Below are 14,009 nucleotides of genomic sequence, written 5' to 3'. Positions count from 1 at the left end.
GAGTCATGAGGATATTTGCCATAGGAAGAAATTACGCCGAGCATATCAAGGAGTTAAACAACGAACGTCCCGATGAGCCGGTTATTTTCACGAAGCCCGACACAGCTTTGCTCCGAAACAATGCGCCATTTTATTATCCCGACTTCTCAAAGGATGTTCACTATGAAGGCGAACTGGTGTTGAGAATTTGTAAAGAGGGTAAGAACATTGAGGAAAAATTTGCGCACAAGTATTACGATGCAATAGGCATCGGAGTCGATTTTACGGCGCGCGATTTGCAACAAAAAGCCAAAGACAAAGGTCTGCCATGGGACATCGCCAAAGGATTTAACGGATCTGCCCCCATATCCGATAAGTTTATCCCGGTGTCAGCTTTTGGCGATCTGAAAAACATCAATTTCAGCTTACAGGTAGATGGCGAAACGAAACAGCAGGGCAACACCAGCCTTATGCTTTTCAGTTTTGATTATATAATTTTGTATTTGTCCAGATTTTTTACGCTCAAAACGGGTGATTTAATTTTTACGGGTACGCCGAAAGGTGTTGGCCCTGTCAAGGTTGGTAATGTGCTTTCCGCTTATGTTGAACAAGAAAAACTTCTCGAATTCGAAGTCCGGTAGAATTTGTGTTTGGCTTCTCTCTGCGCTCCCATTTGCTGCGCAGGCCCAGTTCGCTAAACCGATTGAAAAGTTTCCGGCAGAAGAAAAGTATCTGTATCCCGTAAATCCGGGGCAACCTGGCTCGCTCGCCGGCACCATGGGAGAATTGCGCAGTACTCACTTCCACAGTGGTATCGATATCCGCACGAACAACATGATCGGCCTTCCTGTTGTAGCATCAAAGAGTGGTTATATTTCACGCATTGGCGTTACACCGGGAAGCTATGGCAATGTTATCTACATCACACATCCCGACGGCAACACGACCCTCTACGCACACTTAGAGAAATTTTCGGGTAAGCTTGGAGAGTATGTGCTTCAACAGCATTATGATCAGAAGTCAACAGAACTCGAGCTGACATTTACTCCCGATCAATTTCCCGTTAAGCAAGGTGAACTGATCGCTCTCTCAGGAAACACGGGATCATCAAGTGGTCCACACTTACATTTTGATATTCGCGACTCTGAAAATTTCGCACTCGATCCACTCAAGATTGCTGGATTCCCCGAGCTGGTTGACAACCTGCCTCCGGCAGCAGAGAAGATCGCATTGAAGACACTGGATGCAAACTCCCGCATCAACGATCGCTTCGGACGGTTTGAATTCTATGCACAAAGAGTAGGCAACAACTATATCATCTCAGCACCGATCATGGCCTCGGGAAATATCGGCGTTGAACTCGTCGCTAAGGACAGGCTTTCACCACAAAGCCAGTTCTACGGCGGTGTGAATTATATCAAGATGAAAGTTGACAGCCAGGTCATTTTTAACCAGGCTATCGAACGTGTCAATGTCGCTGAAACGCGCGCGATCTATTCTCTCATGGATTTCAAGACTATGAGAAACTACGGCACGCGATTCTACAAGCTCTATATTGATGATGGAAACGATCTGAAATTCTACGACGCAGGACTTGGATCCGGAAAGATAAAAGTAAGGTCCGGCAAGGACTCAAAGGTTGAAATTGCCATGGGCGACAGTGATGGAAATCAGAGCAAGCTAACTTTTACACTCAAGTCGACAGCTCCCATCAAAGAGGTGAAATCCCTTGAGAACTATGTGTTCGACATCGGCTATGATATCTCTGAAAATACCATGATGGTCATTAGCAAGCCATGCGATAGCAGCTCCAACAAGGCTACAATCTACGCCAATGGAGCCTCCATCGAAGTAGATGCTGATTATTACAACGACAAACGTGCAGTGTATCTGATCGACCTTCGGAAGCTCGTGCCAGACTCTGTTTCTGTATGCGGCAAAACTGTTGCTTCGCATTTGAATGCCAGCATTCCCAGTGGAACGGACTATAAATACTATGGTGATCTCATGGACGTGACTTTCCCCAATAGCGCCATCTACGATACACTCTATCTCAATACTGAGTACACATTGAAAGGCAAACAGGAGATCTTTACCATTGGTAACAGAACTGTACCTCTTTATAAGAGCATAGAAGTGTCGCTTAAACCGACGCTCGAATATCCTGCTAAACCCGGCGTGGGTGTTTATCGCGTTGCCGGTAAGTCATATTCATATGTTGGCAAGGGCGAGTGGATGAATGGCCGCCTGAATTTTAACACCAGAGAGTTTGGTGAGTTTACAATTCTGCGTGACTCAATCGGACCGAAAATAACGCCGCTGGTAGTCAACAGTCAGAACGCACGTTTCAAGATTAAAGACGATCTTTCAGGCGTTGACAAGATTGAAGCCTATGTTGACGGCAAGTGGTTGTTGATGGGATACGATAGCAAATCAAACACCATCTGGTCACGCACACTCAAAGCTGAAGATAACCTCAAAGGCAATTTTGAGCTGATCATTACAGACAACGCAGGCAACAAGTCAAAGTACTCCAAAAAAATCCTTTAATATTAAAATGAAGCTTAAGGTCGGCGATACTGCTCCTGATTTCAAATCGAATGACCAGGATGGCAATGCGGTGAAGTTGTCGTCTTATAAGGGACAGAAGGTGATCTTATACTTTTATCCTAAGGACATGACGCCGGGCTGTACCGCTCAGGCTTGCGACCTTCGCGATAACTACAAATTGCTTCAAAAGCGGGGCTATGCTGTCTTGGGTATCAGCTCTGACGACGAGAAGTCACACCGTAAATTTGCCGACAAAGAAAAGCTTCCCTTTCCCCTGCTTGCGGATACCGATAAGGTCGTGCATGACAAGTATGGAACATGGGGTGAAAAGTCGATGTATGGCCGAAAGTTCATGGGGACGTTGCGTACAACGTTTGTTATTGACGAAAAGGGAAAGATTGAAGAAATAATTTCAAAGGTCGATACGAAGGCCCACACCAAACAGATTCTTAAGGATTCGAAGTAATATTTGCTCCCGGACGACCTCCGTTTTATATTCACGCGAAATATCTACTTCCATGAGTCAGGCTCCCGACATCAATAAGCTTAAGAATGTTGCATCACAAGTAAGAAGAGACATTGTAAGGATGGTACATGCCTGTCAGTCAGGTCATCCCGGCGGTTCACTTGGCTGCACTGAATTCTTCGTGGCTTTGTATTTCGACATTCTCAAGCACGATCCAAAGTTTAATATGTCCGGGAAGGGTGAAGATTTGTTCTTCCTTTCTAATGGTCACATCTCTCCGGTATGGTATTCAGTCCTCGCGCGGTCCGGCTATTTTGATGTAAAAGAGCTGAGTACTTTTCGCAAGCTTGACTCAAGGCTGCAGGGTCACCCGGCAACGCATGAGCATTTGCCAGGCATCAGGGTAGCGTCGGGTTCATTGGGACAGGGATTATCTGTTGCCATCGGCGCTGCTCAGGCAAAGAAGCTCGACAAGGACGATCGCTTTGTGTTTGCGCTTATGGGTGATGGCGAACAGCAGGAAGGCCAGATCTGGGAGGCAGCCATGTATGCCGGTGCTAATAAAGTCGATAACCTCATTGCCACTATTGATTACAACGGCCAGCAAATTGATGGTCCTGTCGATAAAATCCTCAGTCTTCTCGACCTGAAGGCAAAGTGGGAATCATTTGGCTGGGAAGTCATTGACAGCAATGGCAACAACATGGAGGAAATCATCAAAACTCTTGAGTATGCCAAGACGCAGGCACGCAAAGGCAAGCCTGTGATGAATCTGATGAGAACTGAAATGGGCCACGGCGTTGACTATATGGTAGGTTCGCACAAGTGGCATGGTGTAGCACCGAATGATGAAGAGCTTGCAAAAGCATTGGCTCAGCTACCTGAAACTCTCGGCGATTACTAGCTAACACATAACTGGACCGCTCGTCAAACGAGCCAGTTACTACTCGCTTTGTTTTCCTATAAACATACGACCGGTGCAATTCGCCCGCTGGCAATCCGTTTGTATTAAATGACAGGACGATTCCCATTCATCCTTGCTACCACCCTACTGCTATGCGCAATAGTGTCCTCTGTATTGGCGCAGAATAAAGTTCAGCAAAAGCTACCGGAAAAGACACGCATACTCTTTCTGATCGACGCATCAGGAAGCATGATGGAGGAATGGCAGCGACCTAACCAAACGCGATGGACCGTTGCTAAGTCAATCATGTCAAAGCTGGTTGATTCCCTGAAGCAAAACTCGAATCTCGAACTCGGACTCAGGGTATATGGACACATCTCACCCCAGGAGCAAAAGAATTGCAAAGACACCAGGCTTGAAGTTCCATTCAAGGCGAAGAATCATTCACTGATTATTAACAAGCTTCAGGAGATCAAACCTAAGGGTGTAACTCCGATCACCTACTCTCTCGAGCAGGCAGCCAATGACTTTCCCGCCGGACCCGGCTATCGAAACATTGTTATCCTGGTCACCGATGGGATTGAGTCTTGTGGTGGTGACCTGTGCGCCATGTCGCAGGCTATGCAGAAGAAAGGAGTGTTTTTAAGACCATACATCATAGGTCTCGGACTGCAGTCAGAGAAAACACTGGAATGCGCGGGCAAGTATGTCAATGCTGATACTCCTGGAAAGTTTTACGATGTGCTGAACGAAGCTATTGAATCCAGTTTCGCCAAGACAACAGTAACGGTTAGCTTACTTGACGCGTCGGGTCGTCCTACAGAGACAAATGTCAACGTCACCTTTTTAAACCGCCAAACCGGTTTGCCAATGTTTGATTTCGTTCACTATCTGGATCGTCAGGGCAGGCCGGATACAGTTCAAATCGATCCCGTTGTTGAGTACGACATCGTTGTGAACACCGTCCCTCAGATTGTAAGGAGAGATGTCAGGATCAATATTGGTAAGCATAATGATCTTGTCATACCTGCGCCGCAGGGTAACCTGATTGTCCAGCAGGAAGGCCGTAGGGACAATAACCTGCAGTCCATAGTCCGCGAGCGGGGCAAGAACAATATTATCAATGTCCAGGGTAGCAACCTTCCATTCCGGTATCTAACCGGAAGCTATGACGTGGAAGTGCTGACGCTGCCAAGGAGGACTTTCGAGGTAGACATACAGGCCAACAAGAACAAAACAATTCTTCTGCCTACCCCCGGCGTCGTGAACTTCAATACCATTTCACCAGGGTACGGAAGCGTTTACGAGATGAAACCAGACGGTTCACAGGAATGGGTCTGTAATGTAAATGATCTCAAGTCGCAGTTTGCCCTTACCCTGTTGCCAGGCGAATACAAGATTGTATTCCGCGTAAGGCAAACCACCGGTAGCAAGTTCACGGCATTTAAAAAGTTTACACTCAACCCAGGACAAACGTTAATTATTAACGTCTTCAACTGATTTCGGGTAATAGCAGGTAGGTTTGATTAGGAACGAAGAGCATCTTCCTGAACCGGAGTCATGACTTTCTTAGTCGGTCAATCCGGTAGCCAGAACGATCCATGGCAAAATGGCAATCGCCACAGAGATCACAATCCAGACAATGAGTTTCTTATTTGCTGTGCCGTCTGACATAGCTGGTGGAGTATTTTTCGAACGTATACGTTGGCGGGCCGGGGCTGTTGCATTCTGGTCCGTTTTTAACAACTTTTTTACACTCGGAAGAATGTAAAACTTTTCCGACTTTAGCGGCGCTCTAAAAAAGGCAGCATTGCTCATGACCAAATTCACATTTACCGAAAAGAAAGACACTCGTTCCGGTTTCGGAGCCGGCCTCCACGAACTGGGAAAGAAAAACTCTAACGTAGTGGCTCTTTGCGCCGATCTCACCGGCTCATTGAAAATGGATGCCTTCAAGAAGGAATTTCCTGAGCGCTTCTATCAGATCGGTATTGCAGAAGCAAACATGATGGGTATTGCAGCCGGTATGTCGATCAGCGGCAAGATCCCATTCACGGGCACTTTTGCCAATTTCTCTACCGGTCGCGTATACGATCAGATTCGTCAGTCTATCGCATATTCCGATAAGAATGTGAAGATCTGCGCGTCTCACGCTGGTCTTACTCTCGGTGAAGACGGCGCCACTCACCAGATCCTCGAAGACATCGGTATGATGAAAATGCTTCCCGGCATGACGGTGATTGTTCCTTGCGACTATGAGCAGACAAGGCTTGCAACCATCACCCTGGGTGATCACGTAGGTCCTACGTATCTCCGCTTTGGCCGCCCTTCCTGGCCGATATTTACAACAGGACGCCCGTTCACTATCGGCAAAGCTGATAAGATGATTGAAGGCAAGGATGTCACGATATTCGCTTGTGGTCACCTGGTATGGAGCGCCATTGAGGCAGAGGCAATCCTCGCAGAAAGAGGTATTAGTGTCGAGTTGATTAATATTCACACCATCAAACCGCTCGACGTTGAAGCGATATTGAAGTCTGTCGAGAAAACGCGTTGCGCAGTTACCTGTGAAGAACATCAGATAAACGGTGGTCTCGGCGACGCCGTTGCCCAGGTGTTGTCACGATTCAATCCCAGCCCAATAGAAATGGTTGCAGTGCAGGATTCGTTCGGAGAGAGTGGAACGCCAACTCAATTGCTGAAGAAGTACGGACTTGGTCCTGAAAACATCGTCGCAGCAGTTGAGAAGGTGATCAAGAGGAAGAAGTAATTCCAAATCAGTTTTTGGGGGTTGAATTAGTGCCGGATACCTTCCGGGGTGAAATTGCTTTGAGCATACGTGACGAGGTTTGGGAATCCCAACGTTGCCTTACCTGGCCGCTCAAATCATAACATATTATATTGACGTCGGGAATTCCTCGATGGGTTTTCCTTGAAACATTCAGGTTACTTCCACGTATCATAGCGTATTGAAGCTGTGTTAGGGCCTACAAAGCTGCCGTTGTATTCCATAAAGGCCACAAACTTCAAGTCTAAGTCGCTGCGCGTTGCTGTTATTCGATTCCCCGCAAGCCGACTTCTTGACAACAGTATGTTACCCATTATTTATTGACCCGTTGCGGCAATCTCCGATGCGCACTCTCGTTTGATGAATCGTTACGATTCACGAAGAATTCGCAAAGAAAAAACGTTACCATTTGCATTGTTCTGCATTATCAGCACAACAACGAGTACTCTTTATGGAATCGGTTTTGTTTTTGCATCTTCATGGCGTAATGAGAGAATCAAACAGAGAACGCGGCATGACTAAAAAACAATTGTTACACACAGCACTGTGGGTACTGATCATTCATACTATGATCTATGTGCCATTCGCATGTGCGCAATCCAAAACAGGATCCATGACACCGTTCGACTACAACAAGGCCTGGAGAGAAGTCCAGGAGTTCGATGACAAACAGCTGCCCGAGTCGGCCCTCAAGGCTGTTAACATTATTTACGAGCATGCAAAGCAGGACAATAACGCCGGGCAGCTTGTAAAAGCCGTTGTGCACCAACTTAAATTCGCAGAATATAAAGAGGATAACGCCGTCGCTCTAAATCTTAACAGGATCAGGACGGAGTTAGCCACTGCATCTTTTCCGGTAAAGCCTTTGCTACATTCCATGTTGGGTGAAATGTACTGGCAGTATTATCAGTCAAACAGATATCGCTTCCAGGACCGTACCCGTATCTCCAATGATAACGACGACGATATTACAACGTGGTCGCTGGACAAAATTGTAGCAGAGAGTTTTTCACAATACAGGCAGTCACTCCTGGAGACTGAGAAGAGCAAGGCAACTAACATCAGCATCTACGACGACATCCTTTACAAAGGCAACACAATCGGTCGTCGCTACCGTCCTACCCTTTATGATTTCCTGGCACATCGTGCACTCGACTTTGCTCAGCAGGGCGAGGCATCAATCAACCGGCCAGCGAACTCGTTTGTACTTATTGATGAACAATACTTCCAGCCTGCTCTAAAATTTGCAACACTTACAATTCCTCAGGAAGATTCGCTTTCGATGGATGCGTTCTCATTGACATTAATTCAGGATTTAATACGGTTTCATCTGGAGGATAAAGATGTTGAGCCGCTTGCCGACATTGATATAAGAAGGCTGGTATTCCTGTTTACTAATCATAAGTCTCCGCGCAAACAGGAACTTTATCTAAGCGCGCTGACAGAACTGGAGAAACGTACAATCACACATCCCGTTTCGACGCGGGTTACACACCTGAAGGCCTCTGTGTTTGACGGGATGGCGTCATTATACTCACCGCTTCAGGGTGACGCCCACAAATGGGATCGTAAGAGAGCATTGGAGATTTGTGATTCTGCAATTGCCCGCTTCCGTGACTCAGAAGGTGCAGTTCATTGTGAAAACCTGCGAAATAGCATCAAGTCGAAATCGCTGGAGGCAACTATTGAAGAAGTCAATGTTCCTGGTCTCCCCTTTCGCGGACTCGTAAAATACAGGAACATCACCTCTCTTTATTATCGTGCGGTTCGCGTAACCCGTGCCGAAGTTCAGGCAGAACGGAAGAAATGGGAGCGTAATTATAAAGTAGATCAGGAACAAAAGTTTATTGAGTACTTCACGGCAAAGAAGGCCCTAAAGAGCGGACGCTTTGACTTGCCCGATGATAAAGACTTTCAGCAGCACAGCGTCGAAATTAAAGTGGACGAGCTACCGGTTGGAGAATATATTATTCTGGTCAGCAACCGTGACGATTTCTCTACTAGCAAGAATGCCGTAGCGTATGCATTCACCACTATTTCCAACATGGCTTATATACACCGTTCAGCAGGAGATAACAGCACTGACTGCTTTGTTATTTCCCGCACAACGGGAGAGCCACTGGCTGGCGTTCGTGCCGATATCTATAAGAACATTTACGACTACAAGGTCAACCGGTGGAACCTTACAAAGATCGGCACCTACTCGACTGATGCTAAAGGCTATTTCAGGATACCTTTCCAGAAAGATGGCGAGCGGAATTTCCACATGGAGTTTACACACAAGGAAGACAAGATCCATACTTCGCCAATCGATACGCGCGGTTATTATGAAGGCAATATTTATCAGTACGAGTCGGGCGAGACACATCGTGAATTGAGGACACACTTCTTTCTCGACCGGTCGATTTACCGTCCGGGTCAGTCGATCTTCTTCAAAGGACTTGTTGTGAACACCGATGGAAGGACGTCGGAAATTGTTACGCGTCACAAAACAACGCTCGCTCTATATGACGTGAACCACCAGGTGCGTCAGGAGATAGAAGTGACCTCAAACGAGTTTGGTACTTTCAGCGGTGTGTTCACTGCCCCTGCATCAGGTCTTACCGGCGAAATGTATATACAGGACCAGGGCGGAACAGGTTCTGCTCATTTTTCAGTTGAAGAATACAAGCGTCCCAAGTTTGAGGTTGTCTGGGATACCCTGAAAGGATCGTATCGTCTCAACGATATCATCAAAGCAAGCGGCTCTGCTGCAGCATACGCAGGGAATGCCATTGATCAGGCAAAGGTCGTTTACCGTGTCGTGCGGAATGCGCGTTATCCAATCTGGTGGAGCTACTGGAGAATCGCTCCTACGAGTCCATCGCTGGAGATAACTCATGGCGAAACGGTAACTGACACTTCCGGAAAATTTGAAGTCAGCTTTACGGCTATCCCTGACCTCTCAATCGATCCGGCAACTGATCCAACCTTCGATTACACGCTATATGCCGATGTCACTGACATAAACGGAGAGACACATAGTCAATCAACGACCGTATCCGTCGGATACAAATCACTTTTGCTGAATGTTTCCGTGGGCAACATCGATGTCGAAAGTCTTGGAGGAAAAGAGAAAGTTGTTGCCATAAATACATCGAACTTTAATGGCCAGTTCGAGCCGGCAAAGGGAACTATAAAGATCTTTGCGTTGCGCCAACCCAATCGTCTGTTTCGTTCAAGACTTTGGTCGCAGCCAGACCGGTCGATTTACCCGAGAGATGAGTTCTACAAGTTATTCCCTCGCGACCTTTACGAAGACGAGCTTAACAAACACAAATGGGAAAAGGATAAACAGATTATGTCTGCATCCTTCGACACTCAACAGAGTAAATCAATTGTGCTTGCGGGCGCAAACCGATGGTCGCCGGGAGAATATGTACTGGAAGGCACGACAACAGATCGAGATGGCAAAGAGGTTAAATACGAAGAATACTTTACGGTATTTTCACCCAAGTCCAATACACCGCCTGTCCACTCGATCTTTTACTTCCAGCCCTCGAAGCTCGCTGGTGAGCCTGGCGATAAAGCAGGCTTTGCTTTAGGTACGTCCGACAAAAACATCCGTGTGCTCTATGAACTGGAGCTCGATGGGAAGTTGTTATCGAGTGAATGGGTTTCCCTCAGCACCGGACAACGTCACTTCGAAATCCCATTAAAGGAGGAATACAGGGGAAACATCACGCTACATCTGACCTCGGTACGTGATAGCCGTTTGTATAAAGAGGATCGCACCATTGTTGTCCCGCGCACAAACAAGATGCTGGACGTAGTATTCGAGACATTCCGCGACAAATTGTTACCCGGCCAGGCTGAGCAGTGGAAGCTTTTGATCAAAGGAAAGAATGCTGACAAGGTTGCCGCTGAAATGGTAGCTTCCCTCTACGATGAATCGCTTGACAGCTTCAGACCTCATGACTGGTCGGCCGATTTATTTGGTACCAATGCGTCGCGATTGAACTGGAGCAGTGCCAACGGCTTCGATACACGCGATCTGTCAGTATATAGTTCAACCTGGAATCAGTTCGATTCGCGTTATGTCGAGACCGCAGACTTTGATAGGTTGAATTGGTTTGAATTTAGTCTGTATTCTTATCGTTACGCTTCAAGGCGATATAAGAAGGAAGGCAGCGCCTATAAGATGGCTATGCCTGCTGCCCCTGCAGAAGCAGAAATGGTGATGGAAGAAAAGGCTGTGTATGCGCAGGCATCAGCTGGAGGCGTCATGGCCGATTCTACCGCGGCGGATAAGAACACTTCGCATGACTCAAAGGGGCAGCCAAAGGCACAGGAAACTCCCGCTCCCCCGAAAACGCGCTCAAACTTTAATGAGACAGCATTCTTCTTCCCTCATTTACAAACTAACGATAAAGGTGAAGTGATCATCAACTTCACGGTGCCTGAGGCACTCACGCGATGGAAGATGCTGGGATTCGCGCATACAAAGTCTCTGCAGCACAGCCTGGTTACCAATCACCTCGTCACACAAAAGGAACTGATGGTTGCGCCTAATCAGCCGCGTTTCTTTCGCGAAGGCGATAAGATGATGTTTTCAGTTAAAGTATCAAGCCTTGTAGACAAATCTTTGGAGGGAAAGGCCCAGCTGGAATTCATCGATCCGTTCACTGGTAAGGTTGTTAATCTGCTTTCTAATACTTCAAAATCAGAGCAACCTTTTTCTATAGCTCCAAAGCAAAGCACAACGGTGGACTGGAACATCGAAATACCGGAAGGGCTACAGGCCGTGACATATCGCGTTCATGTAACCGCGGGAAATGTTTCTGACGGCGAAGAAATGACGATCCCGGTAGTTACCAACCGGATGCTCGTTACAGAAACCCTGCCCCTGCCGATCCGTGGCAAGCAGTCGAAAGATTTTCGTTTCGAAAAACTCATCAACAATAAATCTCAGACGCTGCGTCATCAGCAGTTCACGCTGGAGTTCACCTCAAACCCTGCATGGTATGCGATACAGGCCCTGCCGTATCTGATGGAGTATCCTTATGATTGCATCGAGCAAACGTTCAGCAAGTTCTACGCGAACAGCATTGCTGCACACATTGCAAACAGCAACCCCCGCATAAAGCAGGTATTTGATACGTGGAGAACTATTCAGCCAGATGCGCTCCTATCGAAGCTTGAAAAGAACCAGGAATTGAAATCGGCATTGCTGGAAGAGACGCCATGGGTATTGCAATCAAACAATGAATCGGAACGAAAACGAAACGTGGCATTGCTGTTTGACCTGAACAGAATGGGCGGAGAACAGGAACGCGCATTGCAAAAGATCGCCATGGCTCAGTCTTCCAATGGTGGATTCCCATGGTTTCCAGGCATGCCGGAGGACCGTTATATGACCCAACACATCGTCGCTGGCCTGGGCCACCTGGACCGCATGGGCGTTATTCGCACGGGCTCCAATGCAATGATCAACGACATGCTATCGAAAGCCGTGTCTTATCTCGATCATCAGATCGAGGATGATTATGAGCGCCTGAAAGCCCTGGCCGCAAAGAAGCAGCTCAAGCTGGAAGACCGCCAGATCGGATATACGCAGATCCAATATCTGTATGCGCGCAGCTACTTCACAACGCTCGAGATACCTGCGCATGCAAAAAGCGCCTTCGACTACTATATAGGTCAGGCAAAGAAATATTGGCAATGGAACAATATCTACATCGAAGGCTTAAGCGCTCTTGCATTATCGAGATTTGGCGACCAGGCAACGCCAGCCGCCATGATCAAATCCTTCCGCGAACGTGCGTTAACATCTGAAGAGATGGGCATGTACTGGAAATCAGAGCGTGGCTACTATTGGTATCAGGCACCTATCGAGGCGCAGGCGCTCATGATAGAAGTCTTTGATGAAGTTGCCAAAGACCGTGAAGCAGTTGAGGCGCAGAAAGTATGGCTGCTCAAGCAGAAGCAAACACAAGACTGGAAAACAACGAAAGCTACCTCCGAAGCTTGCTATGCATTACTCATGCGTGGGACCGATTTGCTTACGAAGCCATCGCAGGTAGACATTGTTGTCGGAAAGGAACGAATTGATCCAGCCACACGGCCGGACATTAAGGCAGAGGCAGGAACAGGTTATTTCAAAACATCATGGCAAGCCAGCGAAATTACCAGCACGACTGGCGACATACATATTGAAAAACACGATGACGGTGTTGCCTGGGGTGCCGCATACTGGCAATACTTTGAGCAACTGGATAAGATCACCCCTGCTTCTACTCCATTGTCTCTGAAGAAGCAATTGTTTATTGAACAGCTAAGTAATGCCGGACCTGTGCTTACAGCAATCGACAACAACTCTGCGGTGAAGCGTGGAGACCAGATCGTTGTTCGCCTCGAAATACGCGTAGATCGTGACATGGAGTATGTGCATATAAAAGATATGCGTGCTTCAGGATTTGAGCCAGTGTCCACCCTCTCGACCTATCGATACCAGGATGGACTGCACTATTATGAGAGTACCCGCGACATGGCCACCAATTTCTTCATAGGCTATCTCCGGAAAGCGACCTACGTCTTTGAATATAAATTGAGAGCGTCTCAAAAAGGTGATTTCTCAAACGGAATTACAACTATTCAATGCATGTATGCACCGGAATTTACAAGTCACTCTGCGGGTATACGCGTTCAAATTAAATAGGGTCAGATTGCCATTCTGATGAGAGACCATTGAACCGGAATTTCATAAAGTGGCAAGCCCGCTAAAGGCGATTGGACATGTTCCAGTCGCCTTTTCAGCGGGAAAAAAATCCACAATTTTGTGTGCACCAATCCGCACTTCATTTGTCGATGAACGCAGGCAACATCCTTTCGCAATCATTTTTCTGGTAAGATTTTTTCGTAACACTTTGGTGTGAAAGGTTATGAAAAACAAGAAAGTTCTTATTATTGACGACGAGGAAGATCTGGGAATACTTTTTCAACGACTCCTTAACCCAAAGCACATAGATGTATATGTTGCGCATACTATTGCCGATGGAATGAAACTACTGGAAGAGCAGAACCCGGACTTTCTGTTTCTGGATAATAACCTTCCAGATGGATTTGGCTGGGGCCAGACCGAATATATACTACTTAATTATCCAAAAACTCAGCTCAATCTTATCAGCGCGCTGGACGTTCCCAAAACTTCCGCCTCTAATTTCCGCATACTTGAAAAGCCCCTGTTGCTTGAGGAACTAACGAAAATGTTCGGCTAATCAGATGCATCGGGTTACTTTCAAATGTTATTTGCAACCACATACAGGTTTCCCTGTTCAAGTCGC

8 protein-coding genes are annotated in these 14,009 nt (G+C 47.0%); all 8 read left to right on the top strand.

Features of this window, described 5'->3' with window-relative positions:
- Nucleotides 1–5 precede the first annotated feature (5 nt).
- The 8 genes from WBG78_RS17380 to WBG78_RS17345 all read left to right on the top strand — a co-directional run bounded on the left by WBG78_RS17380 (nucleotide 6) and on the right by WBG78_RS17345 (nucleotide 13,943).
- On the top strand, nucleotides 6–620 hold the full coding sequence (locus tag WBG78_RS17380; RefSeq protein WP_337327733.1) for a fumarylacetoacetate hydrolase family protein: 615 nt from the start codon (nucleotides 6–8) through the stop codon (nucleotides 618–620).
- Nucleotides 580–2,529 (top strand): M23 family metallopeptidase, encoded by a 1,950-nt coding sequence (locus tag WBG78_RS17375; protein ID WP_337327732.1) that lies wholly within the window; start codon nucleotides 580–582, stop codon nucleotides 2,527–2,529. The genes WBG78_RS17380 and WBG78_RS17375 overlap by 41 nt, the downstream gene beginning before the upstream one ends.
- A gap of 7 nt (nucleotides 2,530–2,536) precedes the next feature.
- Entirely contained in the window at nucleotides 2,537–2,995 is a 459-nt protein-coding gene (gene bcp, locus WBG78_RS17370) for a thioredoxin-dependent thiol peroxidase (protein WP_337327731.1), read from the top strand.
- 52 nt (nucleotides 2,996–3,047) lie between these two features.
- Entirely contained in the window at nucleotides 3,048–3,899 is an 852-nt protein-coding gene (locus WBG78_RS17365; protein ID WP_337327730.1) for a transketolase, read from the top strand.
- Nucleotides 3,900–4,007: 108 nt separating this feature from the next.
- Nucleotides 4,008–5,399 carry a vWA domain-containing protein gene (locus WBG78_RS17360; protein WP_337327729.1) on the top strand — a complete coding sequence of 464 codons (1,392 nt, stop codon included), beginning with the start codon at nucleotides 4,008–4,010 and terminating at the stop codon, nucleotides 5,397–5,399.
- A 316-nt stretch (nucleotides 5,400–5,715) separates the two neighbouring features.
- A complete protein-coding gene (locus tag WBG78_RS17355; RefSeq protein ID WP_337327728.1) occupies nucleotides 5,716–6,669 on the top strand; it encodes a transketolase family protein in 954 nt (317 codons plus the stop codon).
- Between the two features lie 532 nt (nucleotides 6,670–7,201).
- On the top strand, nucleotides 7,202–13,384 hold the full coding sequence (locus tag WBG78_RS17350) for an alpha-2-macroglobulin family protein (protein WP_337327727.1): 6,183 nt from the start codon (nucleotides 7,202–7,204) through the stop codon (nucleotides 13,382–13,384).
- 223 nt (nucleotides 13,385–13,607) lie between these two features.
- Nucleotides 13,608–13,943 (top strand): response regulator, encoded by a 336-nt coding sequence (locus WBG78_RS17345; protein ID WP_337327726.1) that lies wholly within the window; start codon nucleotides 13,608–13,610, stop codon nucleotides 13,941–13,943.
- Nucleotides 13,944–14,009 lie beyond the last annotated feature (66 nt).

The organism is Chryseolinea sp. T2 (genome assembly GCF_037203685.1).
GTDB lineage: Bacteria > Bacteroidota > Bacteroidia > Cytophagales > Cyclobacteriaceae > Chryseolinea.
Note: the sequence above shows the minus strand (reverse complement) of the source record. Positions and strands in the feature narration are given on the sequence as shown.

Coding starts and splice junctions, on each gene's coding strand:
- WBG78_RS17375 (WP_337327732.1), top strand. CDS start 580: ATGTTGAACAAGAAAAACTTCTCGAATTCGAAGTCCGGTAGAATTTGT.
- WBG78_RS17350 (WP_337327727.1), top strand. CDS start 7,202: ATGACTAAAAAACAATTGTTACACACAGCACTGTGGGTACTGATCATT.
- WBG78_RS17365 (WP_337327730.1), top strand. CDS start 3,048: ATGAGTCAGGCTCCCGACATCAATAAGCTTAAGAATGTTGCATCACAA.
- WBG78_RS17355 (WP_337327728.1), top strand. CDS start 5,716: ATGACCAAATTCACATTTACCGAAAAGAAAGACACTCGTTCCGGTTTC.
- bcp (WP_337327731.1), top strand. CDS start 2,537: ATGAAGCTTAAGGTCGGCGATACTGCTCCTGATTTCAAATCGAATGAC.
- WBG78_RS17380 (WP_337327733.1), top strand. CDS start 6: ATGAGGATATTTGCCATAGGAAGAAATTACGCCGAGCATATCAAGGAG.
- WBG78_RS17360 (WP_337327729.1), top strand. CDS start 4,008: ATGACAGGACGATTCCCATTCATCCTTGCTACCACCCTACTGCTATGC.
- WBG78_RS17345 (WP_337327726.1), top strand. CDS start 13,608: ATGAAAAACAAGAAAGTTCTTATTATTGACGACGAGGAAGATCTGGGA.